24 protein-coding genes and 1 pseudogene are annotated in these 25,122 nt (G+C 61.5%); 14 read left to right on the top strand and 11 right to left on the bottom strand.

All coding sequences use genetic code 11. The features are described from left to right. Positions 1–64 precede the first annotated feature (64 nt). The 3 genes from betC to LVD08_RS24600 all read left to right on the top strand — a co-directional run bounded on the left by betC (position 65) and on the right by LVD08_RS24600 (position 4,337). Positions 65–1,579 (top strand): choline-sulfatase, encoded by a 1,515-nt coding sequence (gene betC / locus LVD08_RS24610; RefSeq protein WP_247269471.1) that lies wholly within the window; start codon positions 65–67, stop codon positions 1,577–1,579. Between the two features lie 15 nt (positions 1,580–1,594). After that, entirely contained in the window at positions 1,595–2,515 is a 921-nt protein-coding gene (choX, locus tag LVD08_RS24605) for a choline ABC transporter substrate-binding protein (protein WP_247269470.1), read from the top strand. A 253-nt stretch (positions 2,516–2,768) separates the two neighbouring features. Further along, positions 2,769–4,337 (top strand): SulP family inorganic anion transporter, encoded by a 1,569-nt coding sequence (locus LVD08_RS24600; protein ID WP_247269469.1) that lies wholly within the window; start codon positions 2,769–2,771, stop codon positions 4,335–4,337. Between the two features lie 90 nt (positions 4,338–4,427). On the opposite strand, the gene aroE is transcribed toward LVD08_RS24600, so the two are convergent. Together aroE and hemF are read right to left on the bottom strand one after the other, a co-directional pair. Then, positions 4,428–5,249 (bottom strand): shikimate dehydrogenase, encoded by an 822-nt coding sequence (gene aroE, locus LVD08_RS24595; RefSeq protein WP_098966439.1) that lies wholly within the window; start codon positions 5,247–5,249, stop codon positions 4,428–4,430. Between the two features lie 9 nt (positions 5,250–5,258). Further along, positions 5,259–6,173, bottom strand: coding sequence for an oxygen-dependent coproporphyrinogen oxidase (gene hemF / locus LVD08_RS24590; RefSeq protein ID WP_103367986.1), 915 nt, complete (start codon positions 6,171–6,173; stop codon positions 5,259–5,261). A 163-nt stretch (positions 6,174–6,336) separates the two neighbouring features. Here hemF and LVD08_RS24585 point away from each other — a divergent pair, with 163 nt between their 5' ends. Continuing rightward, positions 6,337–7,314 carry an NADPH:quinone reductase gene (locus tag LVD08_RS24585; protein WP_095139775.1) on the top strand — a complete coding sequence of 326 codons (978 nt, stop codon included), beginning with the start codon at positions 6,337–6,339 and terminating at the stop codon, positions 7,312–7,314. A gap of 65 nt (positions 7,315–7,379) precedes the next feature. Here LVD08_RS24585 and LVD08_RS24580 read toward each other — a convergent pair whose 3' ends face one another. The 4 genes from LVD08_RS24580 to LVD08_RS24565 form a co-directional block, all read right to left on the bottom strand. Then, positions 7,380–8,051 (bottom strand): hypothetical protein, encoded by a 672-nt coding sequence (locus tag LVD08_RS24580; protein WP_247269468.1) that lies wholly within the window; start codon positions 8,049–8,051, stop codon positions 7,380–7,382. Positions 8,052–8,290: 239 nt separating this feature from the next. Then, a complete protein-coding gene (locus LVD08_RS24575) occupies positions 8,291–8,848 on the bottom strand; it encodes an L-threonylcarbamoyladenylate synthase (RefSeq protein WP_003220243.1) in 558 nt (185 codons plus the stop codon). Positions 8,849–8,903: 55 nt separating this feature from the next. Then, positions 8,904–10,001: a DNA-processing protein DprA gene (gene dprA, locus LVD08_RS24570; RefSeq protein WP_247269467.1), complete on the bottom strand. Its 1,098-nt coding sequence runs from the start codon at positions 9,999–10,001 to the stop codon at positions 8,904–8,906. 82 nt (positions 10,002–10,083) lie between these two features. Beyond that, positions 10,084–11,109, bottom strand: a complete 1,026-nt coding sequence (locus LVD08_RS24565) for a LysM peptidoglycan-binding domain-containing protein (protein ID WP_247269466.1) — start codon at positions 11,107–11,109, stop codon at positions 10,084–10,086. A 159-nt stretch (positions 11,110–11,268) separates the two neighbouring features. Here LVD08_RS24565 and def point away from each other — a divergent pair, with 159 nt between their 5' ends. From def to LVD08_RS24540, 5 genes are all read left to right on the top strand, one after another. Beyond that, complete coding sequence (def, locus tag LVD08_RS24560; protein WP_027610272.1) at positions 11,269–11,775, top strand: peptide deformylase; 507 nt, start codon at positions 11,269–11,271, stop codon at positions 11,773–11,775. A 57-nt stretch (positions 11,776–11,832) separates the two neighbouring features. Beyond that, on the top strand, positions 11,833–12,792 hold the full coding sequence (gene fmt, locus LVD08_RS24555; protein WP_247269465.1) for a methionyl-tRNA formyltransferase: 960 nt from the start codon (positions 11,833–11,835) through the stop codon (positions 12,790–12,792). After that, on the top strand, positions 12,789–14,099 hold the full coding sequence (rsmB, locus tag LVD08_RS24550; protein WP_247269464.1) for a 16S rRNA (cytosine(967)-C(5))-methyltransferase RsmB: 1,311 nt from the start codon (positions 12,789–12,791) through the stop codon (positions 14,097–14,099). Before fmt ends, rsmB begins: the two co-directional genes overlap by 4 nt. 22 nt (positions 14,100–14,121) lie before the next feature. Further along, positions 14,122–15,498, top strand: coding sequence for a Trk system potassium transporter TrkA (gene trkA, locus LVD08_RS24545; protein WP_003220233.1), 1,377 nt, complete (start codon positions 14,122–14,124; stop codon positions 15,496–15,498). A 152-nt stretch (positions 15,499–15,650) separates the two neighbouring features. Then, on the top strand, positions 15,651–15,965 hold the full coding sequence (locus tag LVD08_RS24540) for a tetratricopeptide repeat protein (protein WP_027610275.1): 315 nt from the start codon (positions 15,651–15,653) through the stop codon (positions 15,963–15,965). Between the two features lies 1 nt (position 15,966). Here the strand turns inward: LVD08_RS24540 and LVD08_RS24535 are convergent, their stop codons facing one another. The 3 genes from LVD08_RS24535 to LVD08_RS24525 form a co-directional block, all read right to left on the bottom strand. Further along, positions 15,967–16,206: a PilZ domain-containing protein gene (locus LVD08_RS24535; RefSeq protein ID WP_007960749.1), complete on the bottom strand. Its 240-nt coding sequence runs from the start codon at positions 16,204–16,206 to the stop codon at positions 15,967–15,969. Between the two features lie 105 nt (positions 16,207–16,311). Continuing rightward, complete coding sequence (locus tag LVD08_RS24530) at positions 16,312–17,199, bottom strand: lysophospholipid acyltransferase (protein WP_003220227.1); 888 nt, start codon at positions 17,197–17,199, stop codon at positions 16,312–16,314. 40 nt (positions 17,200–17,239) lie between these two features. Next, the gene (locus LVD08_RS24525; RefSeq protein ID WP_098966431.1) at positions 17,240–17,797 is read right to left on the bottom strand and encodes a DNA-3-methyladenine glycosylase I; all 558 of its coding nucleotides are present in this window, start codon (positions 17,795–17,797) and stop codon (positions 17,240–17,242) included. Positions 17,798–17,878: 81 nt separating this feature from the next. On the opposite strand from LVD08_RS24525, the gene glyQ reads away from it, so the two are divergent. From glyQ to LVD08_RS24505, 4 genes are all read left to right on the top strand, one after another. After that, a complete protein-coding gene (gene glyQ, locus LVD08_RS24520; protein WP_003187265.1) occupies positions 17,879–18,832 on the top strand; it encodes a glycine--tRNA ligase subunit alpha in 954 nt (317 codons plus the stop codon). After that, entirely contained in the window at positions 18,829–20,883 is a 2,055-nt protein-coding gene (glyS, locus tag LVD08_RS24515; RefSeq protein WP_103367979.1) for a glycine--tRNA ligase subunit beta, read from the top strand. Before glyQ ends, glyS begins: the two co-directional genes overlap by 4 nt. Before the next feature lie 4 nt (positions 20,884–20,887). Further along, positions 20,888–21,427: a D-glycero-beta-D-manno-heptose 1,7-bisphosphate 7-phosphatase gene (gene gmhB, locus LVD08_RS24510; protein WP_167797055.1), complete on the top strand. Its 540-nt coding sequence runs from the start codon at positions 20,888–20,890 to the stop codon at positions 21,425–21,427. An 82-nt stretch (positions 21,428–21,509) separates the two neighbouring features. After that, positions 21,510–22,289, top strand: a complete 780-nt coding sequence (locus tag LVD08_RS24505; RefSeq protein ID WP_027610279.1) for a lysophospholipid acyltransferase family protein — start codon at positions 21,510–21,512, stop codon at positions 22,287–22,289. Positions 22,290–22,457: 168 nt separating this feature from the next. On the opposite strand, the gene LVD08_RS24500 is transcribed toward LVD08_RS24505, so the two are convergent. After that, positions 22,458–23,990, bottom strand: coding sequence for a sensor histidine kinase (locus LVD08_RS24500; RefSeq protein ID WP_247269463.1), 1,533 nt, complete (start codon positions 23,988–23,990; stop codon positions 22,458–22,460). 168 nt (positions 23,991–24,158) lie between these two features. Here LVD08_RS24500 and LVD08_RS24495 point away from each other — a divergent pair, with 168 nt between their 5' ends. After that, positions 24,159–24,878: a response regulator transcription factor gene (locus tag LVD08_RS24495; protein ID WP_134785067.1), complete on the top strand. Its 720-nt coding sequence runs from the start codon at positions 24,159–24,161 to the stop codon at positions 24,876–24,878. 115 nt (positions 24,879–24,993) lie between these two features. Here LVD08_RS24495 and LVD08_RS24490 read toward each other — a convergent pair. Then, positions 24,994–25,122 (bottom strand): annotated as a pseudogene (locus tag LVD08_RS24490) (IS3 family transposase); the annotation flags it as partial.

Genomic DNA, 25,122 nt, shown 5'->3' with positions numbered 1-25,122 from the left:
CATGGACTCCATGCTCGATCGCAGCAATGTCGCATAAATATTCACTATGGAATGCCGCGATCACATGAAGCGCAAGAACATTCTTTTCATCATGGCCGATCAAATGGCCGCGCCAATGTTGCCAATCTACGGCCCGTCGCCAATCAAACTGCCGAATCTTTCGCGCCTCGCCGCTCAGGGCGTGGTGTTCGATGCCGCTTACTGCAACAGTCCGCTGTGCGCGCCGTCGCGTTTCACTCTGGTCAGCGGCCAGTTACCGAGCAAGATCGGCGCCTACGACAACGCCGCCGATTTCCCTGCCGATATTCCGACCTACGCCCACTACCTGCGTCGCCTCGGTTACCGCACCGCGCTGTCGGGCAAGATGCATTTCTGCGGCCCGGATCAGTTGCACGGTTATGAAGAGCGCCTGACCAGCGACATCTACCCGGCCGACTACGGCTGGGCGGTGAACTGGGACGAGCCGGACGTGCGCCCGAGCTGGTATCACAACATGTCGTCGGTGCTGCAGGCCGGGCCGTGCGTGCGCACCAACCAGCTCGACTTCGATGAAGAGGTGGTGTTCAAGGCCCAGCAATACCTGTTCGATCACATTCGCGAGGACGGCGATCAGCCGTTCTGCCTGACCGTTTCGATGACTCACCCACACGACCCGTACACGATTCCCAAGGCGTTCTGGGATTTGTACGACGACGGTGACATCCCGTTGCCGAGCACCCCGGATCAACATTCCCTCGATCCACACTCGCAGCGCCTGCTCAAGGTCTATGACCTGTGGGACAAGCCGCTGCCTGTGGATAAGATTCGCGATGCGCGCCGTGCGTACTTCGGCGCGTGCAGCTATATCGACGCCAACGTCGGCAAACTTCTGCAAACCCTCGAAGATACCGGGCTGATCGATGACACCATCATCGTGTTCTCCGGCGACCACGGCGACATGCTCGGCGAGAAAGGCCTCTGGTACAAAATGCACTGGTTCGAGATGGCTGCACGGGTGCCGCTGCTGATCAGTGCGCCGGGGCAGTTCGCTGCCGGCCGGGTTAGCGCGGCAGTGTCCACCGCCGACCTGTTGCCGACGTTCGTTGAACTGGCCGGCGGCAGCCTGGAGCCGAACTTACCGCTGGACGGCCGCTCGCTGCTGACGCACCTGCAAGGGCAGGGCGGGCATGACGAAGTATTCGGCGAATACATGGCCGAAGGCACCGTCAGCCCGCTGATGATGATCCGTCGCGGCGCCTACAAATTTATCTACAGTGAAAGCGACCCGTGCCTACTCTTCGATGTACACAACGATCCGCGTGAACTCGAAGAACTCAGCCAGTCGCCGCAACATCGCCAGCTGTTCGACGAATTTCTCGCCGAAGCGCGGGCCAAGTGGGACATTCCGGCGATTCACCGGCAAGTCCTCGCCAGCCAGCGCCGTCGCCGTTTTGTCGCCGATGCTCTGACCATCGGCAAGCTGAAGAGCTGGGATCACCAGCCGCTGGTGGACGCCAGTCAGCAGTACATGCGCAACCACATCGACCTCGACGATCTGGAACGCAAGGCCCGTTATCCACAACCCTGCCAAAACCAATAATGTAAGGGGAAGTCCATGCGCAAGTTATCCACAGCACTGACGATTGGCCTGCTGGCTCTGGGCAGCGCCTCGGCATTTGCCGAGCAAAGCTGCGAAACGGTGAAAATGGCCGACCCGGGCTGGAGCGACATCGCCGCGACCAACGCCATCACCGGGTTTCTGCTGGACGGCATGGGCTACAAGGCCAAGGTCGACACCCTCGCGGTGCCGATCACCTTCGGCGGTTTGAAGGACGGTCAGGTGGATGTGTTCCTCGGCAACTGGATGCCGGCGCAGCAGGGCTTCTATGACAAGTTCGTCGCCACCGGTGACGTCACGCAACTGGCGAAGAACCTCGACGGCACCGAGTTCACCCTGGCCGTCCCGGATTATGTGTGGGACGCAGGTGTGCATGACTTTGCCGACCTGAACAAATACGCCGACAAGTTCGACAAGAAGATCTACGGCATCGGTTCCGGTGCGCCCGCGAACATCTCGCTGCAGGAAATCATCAAGAAGAACGACTTCGACCTCGGCCAGTGGAAGCTGATCGAATCCAGCGAACAGGCGATGCTCGCCGAAGTGTCGCGGGCAGTGAAGAAACAGAAATTCGTCACCTTTCTCGGCTGGACCCCACACCCGATGAACGTGCAGCTGAAGATGCATTACCTCAAGGGCGGCGAGAAGTATTTCGGCGACACCGGCAGCGTCTACACCCTGACCCGCAAAGGCTACGCCGAGGCCTGCCCGAATGTGGGCAAGTTGCTGACCAACCTGGCGTTCACCCAAGACATGGAGAACAGCATCATGGCTGAGGTGGTGAACAAGAAAGTCAGCAATGCCGATGCGGTGAAGGCGTGGATCAAGGCCAATCCGGCGGTGCTGGACAAGTGGCTGGGGGGGGTGAAGACCGTGGATGGCAAGGATGCTTTGGCGGCTGTAAAGGCAAAGCTTTGACCGTGGGGTGGCTTTGAATTTTGCTCGGCTTGAGATTTTGCCCCCTCACCCCAGCCCTCTCCCCCAGAAGGGGCGAGGGGGAAGGGAGCCGATCTTTATGTTGTTCAGAACCTGAGTTCGACTGAATATCTCAGGTCGGCGTACTTCCCTCTTTCACCTCGATCAGTCCCCTCTCCCTCCGGGAGAGGGTTAGGGTGAGGGCCTTTACCCTGGCACCCTGATAACCTTGAATAAAACCCGCCCGCGAGGACCCATGGCCCTGCCAAGTCGCCATTCACTCTTTCCCTTCCTGACCTGGCTGCCCCGGCAAACCCGCGCCAGCGTCGGCCGGGATCTGGTCGTTGGCCTGAGCGGTGCGATTCTCGCGTTGCCGCAGTCGATCGCCTACGCACTGATCGCCGGCCTGCCGCCGGAATACGGCCTCTATGCGGCGATCATCCCGGTGCTGATTGCCTGTCTGTGGGGTTCGTCGTGGCACCTGATCTGCGGCCCAACGGCGGCGATTTCGATTGTGCTGTATGCCAGCGTCAGCCCCTTGGCTGTGCCGGCGTCACAGGACTACATCACGCTGATCCTGCTGCTGACCTTCCTTGCGGGGATTTTTCAGTGGCTGCTGGGGTTGCTGCGCTTCGGCGCTTTGGTGAATTTCGTCTCGCACTCGGTGGTGCTCGGCTTCACCCTCGGCGCGGCGGTGGTGATTGCCATCGGCCAGTTGCCGAATCTGCTGGGGCTGGATCTGCCGGCGAAAGCCACGGCGCTGGCCAGTCTGATGGACCTTCTGCAACACCTGCGGGCTGTGGATAAACCATCACTGGTGTTGGGTGTGGCCACGGTGCTGGTCGGTTTTGTCCTCAGACAACTGCTGCCGCGCTGGCCGACTCTGTTGATAACACTGGTGCTGGGCAGCGCAGTGGTGTGGTTATGGCCGGAGATGTTCGGCCACGTGCATCTGGTCAGCGCCTTTGTCGGGCGTTTGCCGCCGTTCAGTGCGCTGCCGCTGGATCTGGATCTGATTCTGCGTTTGCTGCCGAGCGCGGTGGCGGTGGGCATGCTCGGGCTGGTGACGAGTCTGTCGATTGCCCGTTCGATTGCTGCACGTTCGCAGCAGTTGCTCGACGCCAATCAGGAAGTCCGCGCACAGGGCTTGTCGAATATCGTCGGGGCGTTCTTTTCCGGCTCGTTGTCGGCTGGCTCGTTCACCCGCTCAGGGCTGAGTTACGAGGCGGGTGCCTGTTCGCCGCTGGCCGGGGTGTTTTCGGCGATCTGGGTCGCGCTGTTCGCGATTTTTGGCGCCGGGCTGATTTCACACATTCCGATTCCGGCGATGGCCGGGAGCATTCTACTGATCGCCTGGGGCCTGGTGGATCATCGCGGGATTCGTTCGTTGCTGCGGGTCAGCCGTGCCGAGTTCGTGGTCATGGCGCTGACCTGCCTCGCCACGCTGCTGCTGGAATTGCAGACGGCGATTTATGCCGGGGTGCTGGCGTCGCTGTTCTTCTACCTCAAGCGCACCTCGCAACCGCGGGTGCAGCATTGGTGCGACGGCGAGGAGGACGTACTGCGAGTCGGCGGCTCGATCTTCTTCGGCGCCAGCCATTATCTGCAAGTGCGCCTGCAACGGCTGCACGGTACGCGGGTGGTGATCGAGGCGCAGCAGATCAACTTCATCGATTATTCGGGGGTGGAGATGCTGCATCAGGAGGCGCGGCGCCTGCTGCGTCAGGATCGCAGCCTGACCCTGCGCCGGGCGCGGCCGCAGGTGGTGGAGGAGTTGCGGAAGCTCGAAGGGCCGGAGAAATGCCCGATCCGGTTTGAGGATTGATCCAGGATCGGCGGTGCGGCCATTCGCGAGCAAGCCCGCTCCCACATTGGAATGCGATCAAATGTGGGAGCGGGCTTGCTCGCGAAGCTTTTAAAGGGCCAACTGGCGGCGTAGTTCGGCCAGTACCGGCGCCGTATCCGGACGCACCCCGCGCCACAGGAAAAACGCCTCGGCCGCCTGTTCAGCCAGCATCCCCAGACCATCCATCGACACTGCCGCGCCATGCTCGCTGGCCCAGCGGCAGAACGCAGTCGGCTCCTTGCCGTACATCATGTCGTAGCACAGGGTCTGGCCCGGCTCGATCAGGCTCGCGGCAATCGGCGGCACGTCACCGGTGAGGCTGGCGGAAGTGGCGTTGATGATCACGTCCACCGGCTCCTGCAACCAGTCGAAACCACTGGCCGACACCGGCCCCAGATCACAGAACAGCTCGGCCAGCAGCTCGGCCTTGTCTACCGTCCGATTGGCGATGATCACCGATGCCGGTTTTTCCGCCAGCAATGGCTCCAGCGCGCCACGCACCGCGCCGCCAGCGCCGAGCAGCAGAATGCGTTTGCCGGTCAGGCTGAACCCGGCATTCACCGTCAGGTCACGCACCAGACCGGCGCCGTCGGTGTTGTCGCCGAGCAGCGAACCGTCGACCAGTTTGCTCAAGGTGTTCACCGCACCAGCGCGCTGCGCGCGAGCGGTCAGGCTGTTCGCCAGGCGATAGGCCTCTTCCTTGAACGGCACCGTGACGTTGGCGCCGCGACCGTCCTGGAAGAACGCCATGGCGCAGGCACTGAAGTCGTCAAGCGGCGCCAGCAGGGTGCTGTAGTCGAGGCGCTGACCGGTCTGCTCGGCGAACAGTTTGTGAATCATCGGCGACTTGCTGTGGCCGATCGGGTTACCGAAAACGACGTAACGATCCATCAGCAGTCCTCAGGCCTCGGCCAGCCAGTCGCGGTCTTGCAGGAAGTAGTCGGTCAGGCGCGCTTCTTCGCTGCCGGGTTCGGCCTTGAAGTCATAGGCCCAGCGCACTTGCGGCGGCAGCGACATGAGGATCGACTCGGTACGCCCGCCCGATTGCAGGCCGAACAGGGTGCCTCGGTCGTAGACCAGGTTGAACTCGACGTAGCGGCCACGGCGGAATTCCTGGAATTCACGCTGTTTCGCAGTGAACACATCATTCTTGCGGCGCTGCACGATCGGCAGGTAAGCGTCGATGTAGGCATCACCGATGGCGCGCATGAAGGCGAAACTGGTGTCGAAGTCCCACTCGTTCAGGTCATCGAAAAACAGACCACCGATTCCACGCGGTTCATGGCGATGCTTGATGTGGAAATAGGTGTCGCACCAGGCCTTGTAACGCGGATAGACGTCCGCACCGAACGGCGCGCAGGCCTGCTCGGCGACGCGGTGCCAGTGGATGCAGTCTTCTTCGTTGCCGTAATACGGGGTCAGGTCGAAGCCGCCGCCGAACCACCAGACCGGCTCTTCACCTTCCTTCTCGGCGATGAAAAAGCGCACGTTGGCGTGGGACGTCGGCACATGCGGGTTGTGCGGATGGATCACCAGCGACACGCCGAGGGCTTCGAAACCGCGACCGGCCAGTTCCGGGCGATGGGCGCTGGCCGACGGCGGCAGCCCGCTGCCGAACACGTGGGAAAAGTTGACGCCGCCCTTTTCGATCACCGTACCGTTTTCGATCACGCGGGTACGGCCGCCACCACCGGCAGGCCGGGTCCAGGCGTCTTCGACGAAGCGCGTGCCGCCGTCCTCGGTTTCCAGCGCGGCACAGATGCGGTCTTGCAAATCGAGCAGATAGGCCTTTACGGCGTCGGTGCGGGTCGTCATGGCTTCACCTTGAATCGGGCATAACTACGCGGGCGCCCCGCAGGCAGGGGGCGGCGCAAATGGGCGCGTAGCATAACACCGCAAACCTGCGCGCCGCAGTTGACGAAGATCAAGCAGGGGAGTTGGATAGGGGGCTTACAAACGACCCAAGGAGAGCAGGCAGATGGCAAAGCGTATCCAGTTCCGCGCCCACGGCGGTCCCGAAGTGCTTGAGTTTGTTGACTACGAACCCGCCGCGCCCGGCCCGAATCAGGTGCGGGTGGCGAACAAGGCGATCGGCCTGAACTTCATCGATACCTATTACCGCAGCGGTCTGTATGCCCCGCCAGCCTTGCCGTCCGGCCTCGGCGCTGAAGGCGCCGGCATCGTCGATGCCGTGGGCAGCGACGTCACCCGGTTCAAGGTCGGTGATCGCGTGGCATATGGCAGCGGCCCGTTGGGCGCCTACAGCCAGTTGCACACCCTGCCCGAAGCCAATCTGGTGAAGCTGCCGGACGAAATCAGCTTCGAGACCGCAGCCGGGGTCATGCTCAAGGGCCTCACCGTGCAGTACCTGCTGCGCCAGACCTATGAGCTCAAGGGCGGCGAAACCATTCTGTTCCACGCCGCTGCCGGGGGTGTCGGTTCGCTGGCCTGCCAATGGGCCAAGGCACTGGGCGTGAAGCTGATCGGTACGGTCAGCTCCAAGGAAAAAGCCGAACTGGCCAAGGCCAACGGTGCCTGGGCAACCATCGATTACAGCCACGAAAACGTGGCACAGCGGGTGCTGGAGCTGACCGATGGCAAGAAAGTTCCGGTGGTGTACGACGGCGTCGGCAAAGACACCTGGCTGACCTCGCTCGACAGTGTGTCGCCGCGTGGGCTGGTGGTGAGTTTCGGCAACGCCTCCGGTGCGGTGGACGGGGTGAATCTGGGGATTCTTTCGGCCAAGGGCTCGCTGTACGTGACCCGCCCGACCCTGGCGACCTACGCCAACAACGCCGAGAACCTGCAGCGCATGGCCGACGAGCTGTTCGAGATGATCATCAGCGGCAAGCTCAAGGTCGACATCAGCCAGCGCTATCCACTGGCTGATGCGGCGAAGGCGCAGACCGAATTGTCGGCACGGCGCACCACCGGCTCGACCATCCTGCTGCCCTGACAAACCTTCGGCGTCTTGCCAGTCAGGGTTGCAAACCCACGGCTGGCAAGTCAGTTCGAACGCGTTCAACACCTCGGCAGATGACACTCCAACGGTTTCTGCACCACGTGGCCAACCGCCGGATCAGGCGGTTGGACCGCCGCGAGAATTTGCCGCCACTCGGCTGACAACACCCAGTAATCGCCGCGTGCGCGCTGGTCGATATGCAGGGCATTGGAAGCGATCGGCATCAGGCCGAAGCGCTGGTAGAAGCGCAGTTGTTGCGATCTGCACAACGCGGTTACCCCGTTATAACCGCGTTTAATGGCCCACTCGGTAGCGGCCGCCAGCAGACCGTTGACCGCGATGGGCAACTGATTGGGCGTGTACGACATCAATCGGCTGAATTCGACATGGCGCGACAGCGCCACCGTGGGAGAAACGTGTTGCTGCGCCAGCGATACCCACTCGAACGGTGCCGGAGTCGCTCTCAATACCGCCAACAGTTGATCGTGCCGATACAGCAGGAAATGGGTACTGCGCGACTTTATCGCCAGTCTGGTTTCGAGCATCCGCGCCCGTGAAGTCAGCATGTAATGCTGCAACCGAAGCCGAAATTGCCGATCGACAAACCGGTCGAACTCCTGAGTATCCGCCCCCGCTTCAAGCATCACGATGCGACAACCCTCATGGTGACTCTTCAACGTCACCTGAAGCGCCTGCAGGTAATCCGTGAGTTGCAAATTGGTAGTGTCCATTCTTTCTCCGCAGACCTTAACTTATCGAAGTGTTTCGAGTGCAGGGAAAGGATGGTTGCTTTTGCCGATTCCGCCACGCCAGAAAGTCTGATAATCAAGTGGGAAAAGCCAATGAATCCGGGGACTTGGCGACTTTTCCGACAGGGAAACCGGCGTCATTGCAGGATAAATCGCAGGCGCGCGTAGTCCTCCTCACCATCAAGGCGAGGAAGACTCACGGTAAAGGTTTTCGCGCAGGATCAGTCGGGACGAATGACCTTGCCGGTTGCCAGATCGCGGATCACGCTGGGGTTCTTGCGCCCGCCCAGTTGTCCGCCAAGGATCAGGTCGATCTGCCCACGGAAATACTGCTCGACGCGCAACCGCGTGCGCGCCGCCGGCCGACCCTGCGGGTTGGCCGAGGTGGAAATCAGCGGCCCGACCATCGAGCACAGATCCCGCACCTGCGGGTGATCGCTGACCCGCAGCGCCACCGTGTCATGCACGCCCGTCACCCATTCCGGCAACAGGTTCTGATGCGGCACCAGCCAGGTATTCGGCCCCGGCCACGTGCTGGCCATGCGGTCGAGCCACTCTTGCGGGAAGTCTTCGAACAGGAAGTCGAACTGGCGGATGTTGTCGGCGACCAGGATCAGGCCCTTGTCCACCGAACGGTTCTTGATCGCCAGCAGCCGATCCACTGCCTCTTCGTTCCACGGGTCGCAACCCAGCCCCCAGACGGCTTCGGTTGGATAGGCAATCACCGCCCCGGCGCGAATCTCTCGTGCGGCTTGTTGCACACGCCAACTGTTGACCATGAAAAAACTCTCCGAAAACAGGTTTTGCGCAGTTTACCGATCTTCCCTGTAAAACCTAGCGTGTCCTCGCCAGCCAGCGACCGTTTTCACACACTGCGCGGCCGTCCATTTCCAGCTCGGTGAGCGCCGCGAGGACTTTGGGCAACGCCCAGCCGCTGCTCTCGACCAAGGCTTCGCTGGTGTGCGGCGCGGCGTGCAGCAGATCAAGCAAGGGATGCGCGGAATCCGGCGGGTCTGTGGATAACGGCAAATGCTGCCAGCCGCGCAGGGCTTCGAGAATGTGTTCGATGGTTTCCACCAGCACCGCACCGTCGCGGATCAACTGATGGCAACCGCGTGCGCCGGGGTGATGGATCGAGCCAGGAATCGCATACACCTCGCGGCCCTGTTCCGCCGCCAGCCGAGCGGTGATCAGTGAACCGCTGGCGACACTCGCCTCGACCACCAGCACACCGAGGGACAAACCGCTGATGATCCGGTTGCGCCTGGGGAAGTTGCTCGCCGTTGGCCCGGCGTCCAGTGGAAACTCAGAAACCACTGCGCTGCCCGAGGCAATCATCGCGTCGGCCAGTCGACGATTGCGCTGTGGATAAAACTTTTCCAGGCCGGTGCCGAGTACACCGACGGTTTGCCCGCCAACGTCCAGCGCCGCTTGATGGGCAGCCGCATCGATACCCAGCGCCAGCCCACTGGTGATGACGAAACCGGCCCCGGCGAGGCTGCGGGAGAACGCTGCGGCGGTGTCCATTCCCGGACGTGAAGCACTGCGACTGCCGACCATCGCCAGTTGCGGTTTTTCCAGAATCAGCGGATCACCGGCGACGAACAACAGCGGTGGCGGGTCAGGGATCTGCGCCAGCAGCGCCGGATAATCCGCCTGGTCCAACATCAATAGATGCTGGCCGGGCCGCTCTAGCCAGCGCAATGCATGGCTGGCGCCGTCGCGCACTTCAGGGTTGCGCCGGGCCTCGGCCGACGCCGCCGGCAACCCCAGCGCACGCCAGGCACTGGCCGGTGCGCTCAGGGCTTTTGACGCCGAGCCGAAGGCTTCAAGCAGTTTGGCAAAACGTTTCGGGCCGATTTCCGGCAAGCGGTGCAGGCGCAAACGCGCTTCCAGTTCCGCAGGGGAAACCGGCGTACAGGCAGACAGCATCGTGGATCATCCTTGATCGTTATAAGTCCCGAACCATTCGGAACAAGCTGTGGATAACTCTGTTGGTAACTTGTTAAGCCTGCTAAGGATTTCGCACCTTGTCGAGCACCGCCAGCGAGCGCGATGCGTTGAGTACGAGGCCGTAACTGAGCTTGTCGTAGGTGCGGAACACCATCAGCAGACCGGCCCGTTCATCGGGAATTTTCAGCGGCTGGCCGGTGACCCGGTCGCGCACGGTTTCCCCGGTTTTCATCACCACCAGCACATTGCCTTCGGCCAGACCGTCGCGCTTGCCTTTGTTCAGGGTGACCACGTCCATCACGCCGATCTGCGTGACGCCGCGCGGCACGTCGATGATAAGGCCGTTGATGCTGGTGCTCGGGGCGCTGGGCATGAAAGTCGAATTGATCGAGCGCTCTTCGCCGCTGAACAGACGATCGCCCAGACGTACTTCCTGGGTGGTGCGTTGCAGGGCGAGGGTGGCGACGTCGCCTTCGGTGGCGACGATTTCACCGCCACCGATATCGTCGGCGTTGATCCCGAGAAACTCCTTGGTCTGCGGGTCGGTGTAGACCTTGCCCTGGCGGAAGATGCCGTACACCGGTTGATTCGGGTCGAAGTGGCCACGGGCGAAGATCCGGTCGCCAGTGCCACTCAACACGCGCTCGGCATCGCCGGCGACGATATACGGCGCCTTGTCGAAGTCCTCGACCTTGTCGACGATGCGGTTGCTCAGCAGGAAACTGTTGATCGATTTCAGCGGAATGCTCGGAATCGCCTCCGCCACCGGGCTGGTGCGGATGCGTGGCGACAGCTTGATGGTGCCCCGTGACTCGCCGCGATTGAGGGTCAGCTGCGGCTGGCCGTTGACGTAACGGAGCGTCAGCGTGTCGCCGGGGTAGATCAGGTTGGGGTTTTCGATTTGCGGATTGGCCCGCCACAGCTGTGGCCATTGCCAGGGCTCGCGCAGGTATTTGCCGGAAATGTCCCAGAGGGTGTCTCCCGAAACCACCGTGTATTGCTGTGGAAAACCATCCCTGAGTTGCACTTGCCCTTGCGCAGCCGCGGCCGAAGCCAGAAGCAGCAGGGCGAGTAGTGTTTTCCTCATGCAGCGAATCCCTTTATCATGTGCGTTCGCGTGAACCGTCAGAGTCCCCGTGGCTCGCTACTGCAAATTGCATTAGCTACGCTTCACAACGGTAGCCTGCATCTTCGGACCTGCCAGGCCATCGACCCGACTTTACTCAATACGTGCAGCAATCAGCCTATGGCCATTTTAAACATCCTCGAATTTCCGGACCCGCGTCTGCGTACTATCGCCAAGCCTGTGGCAGTAGTGGACGACGAAGTGCGTCAGTTGGTCGATGACATGTTTGAAACAATGTATGAAGCGCCGGGCATCGGCCTCGCCGCGACCCAGGTCAACGTGCACAAACGTATCGTCGTGATGGACCTTTCCGAAGACCGCACCGAGCCCCGGGTGTTCATCAACCCCGAGTTCGAATCGCTGACCGACGAGATGGATCAGTACCAGGAAGGCTGCCTGTCGGTGCCGGGCTTCTACGAAAACGTCGACCGCCCGCAGAAGGTCAAAATCAAAGCGCTGGACCGCGACGGCCAGCCTTACGAACTGATCGCCGAAGGCCTGCTCGCGGTGTGCATCCAGCACGAATGCGACCACCTCAACGGCAAGTTGTTCGTCGATTACCTGTCCACGCTCAAACGCGACCGGATCAAGAAGAAACTGGAAAAGCTGCATCGCCAGAACGCTTGATGCCCTCCTTCAAAGGCTTGCTGCGGCAAGCCTTTTTCTTTTTATGAGACGCCCTTCATGACTGAGCCACTGCGCATCGTTTTTGCCGGTACCCCGGAATTTGCCGCCGAACACCTCAAGGCCCTGCTGAACAGCCCTTACGAGATCGTTGCGGTCTACACCCAACCGGATCGTCCGGCCGGTCGCGGGCAAAAACTGATGCCGAGCCCGGTCAAACAGTTGGCCCTGGAAAATAATATCCAGGTGTTGCAGCCGCCGACCCTGCGCAACGCTGACGCTCAAGCCGAGCTGGCCGCGCTGAAACCGGACTTGCTGGTGGTGGTCGCCTACGGCCTGATCCTGCCGCAAGCGGTGCTGGATATTCCGCGTCTGGGCTGCATCAACAGCCACGCCTCGCTGCTGCCACGCTGGCGCGGTGCGGCGCCGATCCAGCGCGCCGTGGAACACGGTGATGCCGAAAGCGGCGTGACCGTGATGCGCATGGAAGCCGGCCTCGACACCGGGCCGATGCTGCTCAAGGTCGTGACCCCGATCAGCGCCGATGACACCGGTGGCACGCTGCACGACCGCCTCGCCGAAATGGGCCCGCCCGCCGTGGTTCAGGCAATTGCCGGCCTGGCCGCTGGAACCCTCGAAGGCGAAGTGCAGAACGACGAGCTCGCCACCTACGCCCACAAACTGAACAAGGACGAAGCGCGCCTCGACTGGAGCCGTCCGGCGGTTGAACTGGAGCGCCTGGTGCGTGCCTTCAACCCATGGCCGATTACCCACAGCACCCTCAACGGTGAAGCGCTGAAGGTATTGGTCGCGACGCTGGTTGACGGCAAAGGCGCACCGGGTGAAATACTCAGCGCCAGCAAGGACGGCCTGATCGTCGCCTGCGGTGAGCAGGCGCTGTGCCTGACCCGCCTGCAGCTGCCCGGCGGCAAGGCGCTGAACTTCAGCGACCTGTTCAACAGCCGCCGCGAGAAATTCGCCGTCGGCACCGTGCTCGGCGCCGTGGTGGACGCGCAATGAACCCGCGTCTGGCCGCCGCCAAGGCACTCGCAGCCGTGCTCAGCGGCAAGGCTTCGCTCAACAGCTCCCTGCCGGCGCAACTGGACAAGGTCGAGGACCGTGATCGCGGTTTCACCCAGGATCTGGCGTTCGGCACCGCGCGCTGGCAGCCACGGCTGTCGGCGCTGGCGGAAAAACTTTTGCAGAAACCGTTCAAGGCTGCCGACGCCGATGTCGAGGCATTGCTGCTGGTCGGTCTCTATCAACTGCTCTACACCCGCGTGCCGCCGCACGCGGCCATCGGCGAAACCGTCGGTTGCGCGGACAAGCTGAAAAAGCCGTGGGCCAAGGGTCTGCTCAACGCCGTGCTGCGCAATGCCCAGCGCGAAAGCGAGACGATTTTTGCCGAGCTGGAGCGCGATCCGGTGGTGCGCACCGCCCACCCGCGCTGGCTGCAAAAATCCCTGAAAGCCTTCTGGCCGGAACAATGGGAAGCGATCTGCGCGGCGAATAACGCGCATCCGCCGATGATCCTGCGGGTCAACCGTCGGCACCACAGCCGCGACGCCTACCTCGGCTTGCTCAGCGAGGCCGGCATCGCTGCCACGCCTTGTGTTTACAGCCGCGACGGCATCGTCCTTGAAGCCGCCACCGACGTGCGCAGCCTGACGGGTTTTGCCGAAGGCTGGATCAGCGTGCAGGACGAAGCCGCGCAACTGGCCGCCGATCTGCTCGATCTGGCGCCGGGTCAGCGCGTGCTCGATGCGTGTTGCGCGCCGGGCGGCAAGACCTGCCACATCCTCGAAGCCGAACCGGCGCTGGCCGGCGTGGTGGCGGTGGATCTGGAAGCCAAGCGGCTGGTGCGGGTGAAGGAGAACCTTGAGCGGCTGGGGCTGAGCGCCGACCTGATCGCTGCCGACGGCCGCGACACCGCAGCATGGTGGGACGGCAAGCCGTTCCAGCGCATCCTGCTCGACGCGCCGTGCTCGGCCACCGGCGTGATCCGCCGCCATCCGGACATCAAGCTGACCCGTCAGCCGGACGACATCGCTGCCCTCGCGCAACTGCAAGGCGAGCTGCTCGACGCCCTGTGGAAAACCCTCGAAGTCGGCGGCATCCTGCTCTACGCCACTTGCTCGACCTTGCCCACCGAGAACACCGAAGTTATCGCCGCGTTCCTTGAACGCACGCCCGGTGCCCGCGAATTGGATCTGGCAACTACGGCCGGGATCAAACAGCCCCATGGTCGCCAATTGCTGGCCCAACAGGGCGGGCATGACGGGTTCTACTACGCCAAGCTGATCAAGATCGCTGCCGCGCGCGGCTAAACGGATTCAACGGAGTGACTGGATGAAAATCATCATCCTCGGTGCGGGGCAGGTCGGCGGTTCGCTGGCTGAACACCTGGCGAGCGAAGCCAACGACATCACCGTGGTCGACACCGATGGCGAACGCCTGCGCGACCTCGGCGACCGTCTCGACATCCGCACCATTCAGGGCCGCGGCTCGCTGCCGTCGGTGCTGCGTCAGGCCGGCGCCGACGATGCCGATATGCTGGTGGCGGTGACCAACAGCGACGAGACCAACATGGTCGCCTGCCAGGTCGCGCACACGCTGTTCCACACCCCGACCAAAATCGCCCGGGTGCGCGAAGCGTCCTACCTCAATCGCGAAGAACAGCTGTTCCAGAACGAAGCGATTCCGGTCGACGTGCTGATCAGCCCCGAGCAGGTGGTGACCAACTACATCAAGCGCCTGATCCAGCATCCGGGCGCGCTGCAAGTGATCGACTTCGCCGAAGGCCAGGCGCAGCTTGTCGCAGTGCGCGCCTATTACGGCGGGCCGCTGGTGGGTCAGCAATTGCGCCAGTTGCGCGAGCACATGCCGAATGTCGAGACGCGTGTCGCGGCGATTTTCCGCCGCGACCGGCCGATCCTGCCGCAGGGCGATACGGTGATCGAGGCCGATGACGAAGTCTTCTTCATCGCCGCCCGTGAGAATATTCGCGCGGTGATGAGCGAAATGCGCCGTCTCGACGAAACCTACAAGCGCATCGTGATTGCCGGTGGCGGGCAGATCGGCGAGCGTCTGGCCGAGGCCATCGAAAGCCGCTACCAGGTGAAGATCATCGAGATGAACCCGGCCCGCTGCCGCTATCTCTCCGACACCCTCGACAGCACCGTGGTGCTGCAGGGCAGCGCCTCGGACCGTGATCTGCTGCTGGAAGAGAACATTGCCGACGCCGACATCTTCCTTGCGCTGACCAACGATGACGAAGCCAACATCATGTCGTCGCTGCTGGCCAAGCGCCTGGGCGCGAAGAAGGTGATGACGATCATCAACAACCCGGCTTACGTCGATCTGATCCAGGGCGGCGACATCGACATCGCCATCAGCCCGCAACTGGCGACCATCGGCACCTTGCTGGCCCACGTACGCCGTGGCGATATCGTCAGCGTGCACTCACTGCGCCGGGGCGCGGCGGAAGCCATCGAGGCGATTGCCCACGGTGATGCGAAGTCGAGCAAGGTCATCGGCCGGCCGATCGAGAAAATCGGCCTGCCACCGGGCAGCACGATTGGCGCGATCATCCGCAACGAAGAAGTGATCATCGCCCACGACGATACGGTGATCGAAACCGGTGACCATGTGATTCTGTTCCTTGTGGATAAAAAGCATATCCGCGATGTGGAGAAGCTGTTTCATGTGGGTTTGAGCTTCTTCTGATCCAGAAATATCGTCGGTTGTAATGGCCTCTTCGCGAGCAAGCCCGCTCCCACAGGGGGAATGCATTCCAAATGTGGGAGCGGGCTTGCTCGCGAAAGCGGTGTAACTGACACCGATCTACGCCTGACACTCCACAGAAAAGGACTGCATCAATGCTCGAATCCCTGGAAAAAATGCTCGCCAAGGGTGTGGATAACTCATTGCTGCGCTTTGGCCTGGGCAAGGGTTATCTGGATTTGGGAGAGAACGCCAAGGCAGCCGAGCATTTCCAGCGCTGTGTCGGTTTCGACCCGAAGTACTCGGCGGCGTGGAAGCTATTGGGCAAAGCGCAACTCGCACTGGGCGATCACGCGGCCGCGCGGCAGGCGTGGGAACAAGGTCTGGAAGCCGCCCGCGCCCATGGCGACAAGCAGGCCGAGAAGGAAATGACGGTGTTTCTGAAGAAGCTCGACCGCCAGGCGCAATAAGTTAGAGATAACGCAGGCCGATGCCCTCGGCATCCACCGTCACCACTTCCATTCGCACCCGCGGCGCGCCTGTGGGTAAATCCTGCACCTGGCCATAAACCACCGCACCCTTGGGCAATGACGCCAGACGCGGATGCTGCACATACACGCCGGTGGCCGACAGATTGCGCGTCTGCCCCAGGCACTCGCCGAAGCTGTCGTGGGTGATCTTGATGCGGAAGGATTTGCGTTGTTCGGACATCTTTATGCGCCCTTGAATGAACGGGTTGTGGATAACCTCAAGCAAGATCAAAAGATCACAGCCTTCGGCGTTCCTACAGGTTATCCACAGAGTGTGCCAACTTGCTCAGTACCAGCGCGCTTCGCCCGGCGGACGTTTCTTGAAACGCTTCATGCTCCACATGTACTGACTCGGATACGCCGCAACGTAACGCTCGACCACCTTGCTCATCGCCGCGCAGGATTCCTCGGTATCGGTGCTGTACATGGCCTCGGGCGCCGCTTCGAGGATCACTTTGTAGCCAGAGCCGTCCGGCAGGCGCAGGGCGTGCAGGAACACGCCGACCGCTTTGCCGCCGGCGAGCATGTTCGGCACGAATTTACTGGTCAGCGCCTGGGTGGCGAAGAACGGCACGAAGATCCCGGCGGATTCGGCCGGTTCCGGGTCAGCCGGAATGCCCACTGCACCACCTTTGCGCACTTCCTTGATGACGCTGAGGATGCCTTCCTTGGTGGAGGCAGCGACCTTGTTGCCCAGCTGCACGCGTTGCTTGCGCAGTAATTCATCCACAGCCTTGAGCTTTGGCGGGCGGTAGAAAATGATCGGTTTGCACTGGCTGCAATAGAAGTGGTTGAGCACTTCCCAGTTGCCCAGGTGGCTGGTGATGCCGACCACGCCTTTGCCCGAGGCCAGCGCCTCCTTGAGGATGTCGAGGCCTTCGACTTCGCGCACCAGATCGATCGAACGCTGGGCCGGCCAGATCCAGGCGCAGGCACTTTCGGTCAGGGATTTACCGATGTCTTTGAGGCTCTGGCCGACCAGGCGCTCACGTTCGGCCGGGTCCATCTGTGGAAAACATTTGGCGAGGTTGATCCGCACCACGTCGCGGGAGCGGTTGGGGGTTTTCCACATGATCCAGCCGATCGCCGAACCCACGGCCTGCACGGCCCGCCATGGCAGCAGGGCAAACAGCCGCAGAGCGCCTACCAGCAAGGCGCCTTTAAACTTTTCCACAGGTCACTCCTGATTTTGTGCTGTGCGCGAGGCGGCCATTCTAACCGCCGTTGACCAGCTGCGCGTAGCGGTCGCAGTCCTGAGTGTGATCCATGACCATGCCCGAAGCCTGCATCAGTGCGTAGCAAATGGTTGGGCCAACGAAGGTGAAGCCGGCCTTTTTCAGGGCTTTGCTCATCGCCAGCGCTTCGGGGGTGATCGCCGGGACTTCGCTGCGATCCTTGAAATGATTGATGATTGGTCGGCCGCCGACGAACGACCAGAGGAAGGCCACCGGGTCCTCCAGCGCCAGCCAGGCCTGGGCATTGCGTCGGGCGGCATTGAGTTTGAGGCGGTTGCGGATGATCCCCGGATCGAGCATCAGTTCATCGATCTCGGCGTCGCTCATCTGCGCCACACGCTGCACGTCGAAGCCGTACAACACCTCGCGGTAGCGCTCGCGTTTACGCAGCACGGTGATCCACGACAGCCCGGCCTGGAACCCTTCGAGCAAAAGCAACTCGAACAAACCCTGCGCATCGCGTAGCGGCGTGCCCCACTCCTGATCGTGATAAGCCATGTACAGCGGATCTTCGGTACACCAAAAGCAGCGTGGCATAAGGCTCCAGGGGGTGGAGGTGCGACTGAATCGGGTATACTCCCGCTCTTTAAATCGCAGCCCAAGAAACAGGTGAATTTCGTGAGCCAGCCTACGCCAGCCGTGCGTACCTTCCAAGACTTGATCCTCGCGCTCCAGCAATACTGGGCCGAGCAAGGTTGTGTGGTACTTCAGCCCTACGATATGGAAGTAGGCGCCGGCACTTTCCACACCGCGACCTTCCTGCGCGCCATCGGCCCGGAAACCTGGAACGCCGCGTACGTGCAGCCAAGCCGCCGTCCGACTGACGGCCGCTACGGGGAAAACCCGAACCGTCTGCAGCACTACTATCAGTTCCAGGTCGTGCTGAAACCGAACCCGGACAACTTCCAGGAACTGTACCTGGGCTCGCTCAAGCATGTCGGCCTGGACCCGCTGGTCCACGACATCCGCTTCGTCGAAGACAACTGGGAATCGCCAACCCTCGGCGCCTGGGGTCTGGGCTGGGAAGTCTGGCTCAACGGCATGGAAGTGACTCAGTTCACCTACTTCCAGCAGGCTGGCGGCATCGAGTGCTACCCGGTCACCGGTGAAATCACCTACGGTCTGGAGCGTCTGGCCATGTACCTGCAAGGCGTGGATTCGGTCTACGACCTGGTCTGGGCTGACGGTCCGTTCGGCAAGGTGACCTACGGCGACGTGTTCCACCAGAACGAAGTGGAGCAGTCCACCTACAACTTCGAACACGCCAACGTCGACAAACTGTTCGAACTGTTCGACTTCTATGAAAGCGAAGCCAAGCGCCTGATCGAGCTCGACCAGCCGCTGCCGTTGCCAAGCTACGAAATGGTCCTGAAGGCCTCGCACACCTTCAACCTGCTGGACGCGCGCCGGGCGATCTCGGTGACCGCGCGTCAGCAATACATCCTGCGCGTACGCACCCTGGCGCGTTCCGTTGCGCAAGCCTACCTGCTGGCTCGCGCCAAGCTGGGCTTCCCGATGGCGACCCCGGACCTGCGTGACGAAGTACTGGCCAAGCTGGAGGCTGCACAATGAGTGCTCAAGATTTTCTGGTTGAACTGGGCACCGAAGAACTGCCGCCAAAAGCCCTGAACACCCTGGCTGAAGCGTTCCTCGCCGGTATCGACAAGGGCCTGCAAGCTGCCGGCCTGAGCTACGAAAGCAAAACCGTCTACGCCGCACCGCGGCGTCTGGCCGTGCTGATCACCGCGCTGGCCACCCAGCAACCGGATCGCAGCATCAACCTGGATGGCCCGCCACGTCAGGCCGCCTTCGACGCTGAAGGCAACCCGACTCAGGCAGCCCTGGGCTTCGCCAAGAAGTGCGGCGTCGAGCTGAGCGAAATCGACCAGAGCGGCCCGAAACTGCGTTACAGCCAGAACATCGCCGGCAAGCCAACCGCAAGCCTGCTGCCGACCATCGTCGAAGATTCGCTGAACGACCTGCCGATCCCGAAACGCATGCGTTGGGGTGCGCGCAAGGAAGAGTTCGTGCGTCCGACCCAGTGGCTGGTGATGCTGCTCGGTGACCAGGTCATCGACTGCACCATCCTCGCGCAGAAGGCTGGCCGCGACTCCCGTGGTCACCGTTTCCATCACCCGGAAAGCGTGCGCATCGGTTCGCCATCGAGCTACCTGGCCGACCTGCGTGCCGCTTATGTCCTGGCCGATGCCAACGAGCGTCGCGAGATCATCAGCAAACGTACTGAAGAGCTGGCAACCCGTCAGGAAGGCACCGCGATCGTGCCGCCGGCGCTGCTCGATGAAGTGACCGCGCTGGTCGAATGGCCGGTGCCGCTGGTGTGCTCGTTCGAGGAACGCTTCCTCGACGTGCCGCAGGAAGCACTGATCACCACCATGCAGGACAACCAGAAGTACTTCTGCCTGCTGGATGCCGACGGCAAGTTGCTGCCACGGTTCATCACCGTCGCCAACATCGAAAGCAAAGATCCACAGCAGATCATCGCCGGTAACGAGAAAGTGGTTCGCCCACGCCTGACCGACGCCGAGTTCTTCTTCAAGCAAGACAAGAAGCAGAAACTCGAAGCCTTCAATGATCGCCTGAAGAACGTGGTGTTCCAGGAAAAACTCGGCAGCGTCTACGACAAGGCCGAGCGCGTTTCGAAACTCGCGGCCTACATCGCCGCGCGGATCGGCGGCAACGCTTCCTGGGCGGCCCGTGCCGGCCTGCTGTCGAAGTGCGACCTGGCCACCGAAATGGTCGGCGAGTTCCCGGAGATGCAAGGTGTCGCCGGTTACTACTACGCGCTCAATGACGGCGAGCCGGAAGACGTCGCGCTGGCGCTGAACGAGCAGTACATGCCACGCGGTGCCGGTGCTGAACTGCCGGCGACCTTGACCGGTGCCGCTGTCGCGATCGCCGACAAGCTCGACACCCTGGTCGGCATCTTCGGTATCGGCATGCTGCCGACCGGCAGCAAAGACCCGTATGCCCTGCGCCGTGCGGCCCTCGGCGTGCTGCGCATCCTGATCGAGAAACAACTGGATCTGGACCTGAACGACGCCGTGGCTTTCGCCGTGGCTGCGTTCGGTACCAAGGTCAAGGCTGCCGGTCTGAACGACGCGGTGCTGGAATTCATCTTCGACCGTCTGCGTGCGCGTTACGAAGACGAAGGCGTCGATGTCGCCACTTACCTGTCGGTACGTGCCCTGAAGCCGGGTTCGGCGCTGGACTTCGACCAGCGTGTGCAAGCGGTTCAGGCCTTCCGCAAACTGCCGGAAGCGGCAGCGCTGGCGGCGGTCAACAAGCGTGTATCGAACCTGTTGAGCAAGGTTGAAGGCTCGGTGCCGACCGTGGTCGAGGCCAAGTACTTCGACAACGCCAACGAGTTCTCGCTGTACTCGGCGATTCAGCAAGCGGATCAGGCGGTGCAGCCAATGGCCGCAGCGCGTCAGTACAACGAATCGCTGGCGCGTCTGGCGGCATTGCGCGAGCCGGTGGATGCGTTCTTCGACGCGGTGATGGTCAATGCCGAAGACGCCAAGGTCCGGGCCAACCGCTACGCGCTGCTCGCGCGTCTGCGTGGTCTGTTCCTCGGGGTTGCCGACATTTCGCTGCTGGGTTGAGGGATTGCTGTTGAAACTGCTGATTCTCGATCGGGATGGAGTGATCAATTACGACTCCGACGCTTACATCAAGTCGGTGGAGGAGTGGATTCCACTGCCCGGCTCGATCGAGGCGATTGCGCAGTTGAGCAAGGCCGGCTGGACGGTGGCGGTCGCTACCAACCAGTCGGGCATTGCTCGCGGCTATTACGACCTTGCCACCCTCGACGCCATGCACGCGCGCCTGCGCACGCTCGTGGCGGAGCAGGGCGGTGAAGTCGGGCTGATCGTGTACTGCCCGCATGGTCCGGACGAGGGTTGCGATTGCCGCAAGCCGAAGCCGGGGATGTTGCAAACCATCGCGGCGCATTACAACGTGACGCTGACGAATGTCTGGTTCGTCGGCGACAGCCTTGGTGACCTGGAGGCCGCCAAAGCCGTCGATTCACAGCCCGTTTTGGTAAAGACCGGGAAAGGCGAAAAAACTCTGGGCAAGACCCTTCCGGTCGGCACCCTGATTTTTGACGATCTGGCGGCGATTGCCGCAGAACTTATCCACAACTAGAGTGCTTCTGAAGTTCCTGACCAGGGATTGATCGGGAGTGCGCTTGAACAGTCGGGCATCGCCCGTAACGGTAAACGTCGCCATGTCGATACTGCAGGCCATCAGAATTTTTCTCTTTTACCTGCTGCTGGGCACTACTGCCTTGCTGTGGTGCAGCCTGAGCTTTTTTATCGCGCCCTTTCTGCCGTTCAAGGCGCGTTATCGTTTCATCAACGTGTACTGGTGCCGTTGCGCCTTGTGGTTGACCAAGGTGTTTCTCGGCATTCGTTACGAGATCAAAGGCGCGGAAAATGTGCCGGATCGGCCCTGCGTGATTCAGTCGAACCACCAGAGCACCTGGGAGACGTTCTTTCTCTCTGCTTATTTCTCGCCCTTGAGCCAGGTGCTCAAGCGCGAATTGCTCTACGTGCCGTTCTTCGGCTGGGCCATGGCCATGCTGCGGCCGATCGCGATTGACCGCGACAACCCGAAAGCGGCGCTCAAACAAGTCGCGGCCAAGGGCGATGAACTGCTCAAGGATAACGTCTGGGTATTGATCTTCCCTGAGGGCACTCGCGTTCCTTACGGCACCGTCGGCAAGTTCTCGCGCAGTGGCAGCGCGTTGGCGGTGAATGCGGCGCTTCCGGTGCTGCCGATTGCACACAATGCCGGCAAATTCTGGCCGAAAATCGGCTGGGGCAAGACGCCGGGCGTGATCACCGTGGTTATCGGTGAGCCGATGTATGCCGAAGGCACTGGTCCGCGCGCCATCGCCGAGCTGAACGACCGGGTACAGGCCTGGAACGAACAGACCCAGCGCGAAATGGGTTCGCTGCCACCAGCACCGCAGGCGCCTGCCGCGAATGATCAGGTGGCTGTCTGAGATTTTGTGGATAACCTGTGTACGGTTTTGTTGAAAAAGCCTGAATATTGAAAGTAACCGATTGATTTACTTATATATTTCTCAAGCTCATAAAACACCGTAAAAGGTGCATAAGTTTTTTTCGGAAGTAAAAAAACCGGCTGATATAGCCGGTTTTTTTGTGCCTGTTCACTCGCAGATCAGCGGTAACTGCAGCCGGAACGTGGTGCCTTGATCGACGATACTGTGGCACTCGATGTTACCGCCATGATGGTCGACTACTGCCTTGACCATCGACAGCCCCAACCCGACGCCATCAATCCCCTGCGCCGACGAAAAGCGCCGGTACTGGGTGAACAGATCCGGCAGCTCCTCGGCGGCAATGCCTTTGCCCTGATCGGTCAATTCACAGCATAGCCACTCACCTTGGCAACTGACGTTCAACTTGATCGTGGTACCGACCGGGCTGTACTTGATGGCGTTCTCCAGCAGGTTGAACAAGGCGCGGGTCAGCAGGCCCTGGTCAGCGTTGATCAGACGCTCCTGGGATTGTTCGTCCATCGTGTGCAGCAGTTTGATGCTTTTCTGCTGAGCAATGGGCAGCGCCTGATCCAGTACGTCCAGCACCAGCATCGCGAACAGACTGGGCTGGAACTGATAAGCCTCGGACTCGGCTCGCGCCAGCAGAACGAAACCGTCAGTCAGATCGAGCGCCCGGCGTACCTGGCGCTCGATCTGCTCGAACAGCGGTGAATCCGCGCCGGCTTGATGGCGATGTACATCGAGCAGGGCCAAAATCGCCGAATGCGGGGCGCGCAGATCGTGGGAAAGGAACCGCAGCAAGACCCCACGCTGTTCTTCTGCGGCGCGTTCGGCGCTCAGATCGGTGAGGCTCAGCAGCCAGCCGATGGGAGTATCGCCATCCACCGGCAGCAAAGCCGCCCGTTCCAGACGCAAACTGCGTTCCTTGTGATCGCGAAACTCCAGCAGCGTCAGGTCCGACAGCGCCGGAAGTGGTTCTGTGGACAATTCCGGATAACCGAGGCGGGCCAGTTGCTCGAGAACATAGTCACCGACCAGCGGGTCATCGAACAATACCCGGGCCTTGCGGTTTCCCAGCAGAATCTGCCCCTTGGGATCGCTGATCAGCGTCGCCACCGGCAGGTATTCCAGACCGTCGGCAATGAAACGCCGGGTATCGCGGGTGCGGCTCATGGCTTGCTCCAGTGCCATGATCTGGCCCTGCAGCTGATCAGCGCTGGTGAATTGCGCACGGCGCCGCTCGGGAAATACTTTCGGCTCGCGGTCCAGTCGGGCCAGCTCCCAGCCAAAATACGTCAGCACCACACTCAGGCGCCGCCAGTTCCAGATCAGGTAGCCGAACAACATGCCCAGCGCCGCTGGAGTCGGTGACCACCAGTGTCGAACTTCCGCCAGCCCGGCGCTAGCCAGCAGCACACAAGCCACACCGCACGATGTCACCCAGATCGCCCAGCGCGGGCGCCACAGCAGCAATCCGAGTACGCAGGCTACCAGCCCTACCGAAAGCAACGCGCTCCACATCGGTACCACGTCGTGCAGATTGATCTGCGCGCGATACGACAACAAGGCAGTCAGCGGCAACAGCACTAGACTTATCCACAACCACTCACGCACCAGCCGTCGAAACAGACGCTGGACCTGACTTGGCTCGCGGCTTTCACGCCGACGCGGGCTATTCATGACAAACAGGGCAGGGGACAGTGAATGGTTTCATGGGCCACAGGTCTGAGGATGTAGATCCGAAGAATCATAGCGGACGTCGACCGATGGTGGACTGCTTACTTTTACCGCACAGGCCGAGCCTTCAGGGTTGCCGGCCACTGCTCAAGCAACAAGGAACCCACGCGTATGCGCGTTGCGATACTGGACGATGAACCCGCCGAACTGCGTCGGGTCGAGCAAACCCTGCAGCAGATGGCTGCGGAGGGAGACCAGCCTTGGTCGTTGCACAGCTTTGAACGGGGCGAGGACCTGTTGCGCCAATTGCGGCGGGACACCTTCGACCTGCTGATCCTCGACTGGCAACTGCCCGACCTGTCCGGCCTGGCGCTGCTGCGCTGGACCCGCGAACACATGGAGGCGCCGCCCGCCGCGATCATGCTGACCAGCCGCGACGGCGAAAGCGATATCGTCCAGGCGCTGAACGCCGGTGCCGATGATTACGTCAGCAAACCGTTCCGCCCCAACGAGCTGAAAGCCCGAGTCGCCGCCGTACTGCGCCGGCACAGCCAGCAACGTAGCAGCGCTGCTGAAGTCCTGAGTTTCAATGACCTGACCTTCGACGACGCCGAACTGAGCGTCACCCGCGAGGGCAAGGCAGTGGTCATGACGGAGCGTGAATACCGCCTGGCGCGCTGCCTGTTCAGTAACCTGGGTCGGCCATTGTCGCGGGAGTACCTGTACGAACGCTTCTGGCCCCACGAAGAAGTCGCTTCGTCACGGCCGCTGGATACGCACATTTATCGCCTGCGCAACAAGCTGGGACTGACGGCGGATCGCGGTTGGCAGTTGCTGACGATTTATGGGTATGGGTATCGGTTGGAGAGTGTGACGGTTGCATCCGAGTAAAAACAAAAGATCGCAGCCTACGGCAGCTCCTACCGGTAATCCATGTGGAGCTGCCGTAGGCTGCGATCTTTTGATCTGTGTCTAGTCCTGAAATAGGTTTACACCTGTTTCAGTCTCAAAACGCCCGATGCACCGCATCGGGCGTTTTGTATTTCAGGGATAAGGGCGGGCGCTCCCCGTTGGAGATTTGCACCGGTTCATCCCCCCTTTTCACCGCCTCCCCCCGGTCTTTTGGGGGGTGGTG

This window comes from Pseudomonas sp. YL2 (genome assembly GCF_023063025.1).
Classification (GTDB): domain Bacteria; phylum Pseudomonadota; class Gammaproteobacteria; order Pseudomonadales; family Pseudomonadaceae; genus Aquipseudomonas; species Aquipseudomonas putida_A.
The sequence above is the reverse complement of the archived record's forward strand: the minus strand, read 5'-3'. Positions and strand labels throughout refer to the sequence as shown.

Bases quoted from the DNA above. Each gene is read 5' to 3' on its own strand.
- LVD08_RS24500 (WP_247269463.1), bottom strand. From the start codon at position 23,990: ATGAATAGCCCGCGTCGGCGTGAAAGCCGCGAGCCAAGTCAGGTCCAG.
- def (WP_027610272.1), top strand. From the start codon at position 11,269: ATGGCCATTTTAAACATCCTCGAATTTCCGGACCCGCGTCTGCGTACT.
- choX (WP_247269470.1), top strand. From the start codon at position 1,595: ATGCGCAAGTTATCCACAGCACTGACGATTGGCCTGCTGGCTCTGGGC.
- LVD08_RS24540 (WP_027610275.1), top strand. From the start codon at position 15,651: ATGCTCGAATCCCTGGAAAAAATGCTCGCCAAGGGTGTGGATAACTCA.
- LVD08_RS24600 (WP_247269469.1), top strand. From the start codon at position 2,769: ATGGCCCTGCCAAGTCGCCATTCACTCTTTCCCTTCCTGACCTGGCTG.
- LVD08_RS24525 (WP_098966431.1), bottom strand. From the start codon at position 17,797: ATGCCACGCTGCTTTTGGTGTACCGAAGATCCGCTGTACATGGCTTAT.
- LVD08_RS24505 (WP_027610279.1), top strand. From the start codon at position 21,510: ATGTCGATACTGCAGGCCATCAGAATTTTTCTCTTTTACCTGCTGCTG.
- dprA (WP_247269467.1), bottom strand. From the start codon at position 10,001: ATGCTGTCTGCCTGTACGCCGGTTTCCCCTGCGGAACTGGAAGCGCGT.
- LVD08_RS24565 (WP_247269466.1), bottom strand. From the start codon at position 11,109: ATGAGGAAAACACTACTCGCCCTGCTGCTTCTGGCTTCGGCCGCGGCT.
- fmt (WP_247269465.1), top strand. From the start codon at position 11,833: ATGACTGAGCCACTGCGCATCGTTTTTGCCGGTACCCCGGAATTTGCC.
- LVD08_RS24585 (WP_095139775.1), top strand. From the start codon at position 6,337: ATGGCAAAGCGTATCCAGTTCCGCGCCCACGGCGGTCCCGAAGTGCTT.
- aroE (WP_098966439.1), bottom strand. From the start codon at position 5,249: ATGGATCGTTACGTCGTTTTCGGTAACCCGATCGGCCACAGCAAGTCG.
- LVD08_RS24495 (WP_134785067.1), top strand. From the start codon at position 24,159: ATGCGCGTTGCGATACTGGACGATGAACCCGCCGAACTGCGTCGGGTC.
- hemF (WP_103367986.1), bottom strand. From the start codon at position 6,173: ATGACGACCCGCACCGACGCCGTAAAGGCCTATCTGCTCGATTTGCAA.
- glyS (WP_103367979.1), top strand. From the start codon at position 18,829: ATGAGTGCTCAAGATTTTCTGGTTGAACTGGGCACCGAAGAACTGCCG.
- LVD08_RS24580 (WP_247269468.1), bottom strand. From the start codon at position 8,051: ATGGACACTACCAATTTGCAACTCACGGATTACCTGCAGGCGCTTCAG.
- rsmB (WP_247269464.1), top strand. From the start codon at position 12,789: ATGAACCCGCGTCTGGCCGCCGCCAAGGCACTCGCAGCCGTGCTCAGC.
- betC (WP_247269471.1), top strand. From the start codon at position 65: ATGAAGCGCAAGAACATTCTTTTCATCATGGCCGATCAAATGGCCGCG.
- trkA (WP_003220233.1), top strand. From the start codon at position 14,122: ATGAAAATCATCATCCTCGGTGCGGGGCAGGTCGGCGGTTCGCTGGCT.
- LVD08_RS24575 (WP_003220243.1), bottom strand. From the start codon at position 8,848: ATGGTCAACAGTTGGCGTGTGCAACAAGCCGCACGAGAGATTCGCGCC.
- LVD08_RS24535 (WP_007960749.1), bottom strand. From the start codon at position 16,206: ATGTCCGAACAACGCAAATCCTTCCGCATCAAGATCACCCACGACAGC.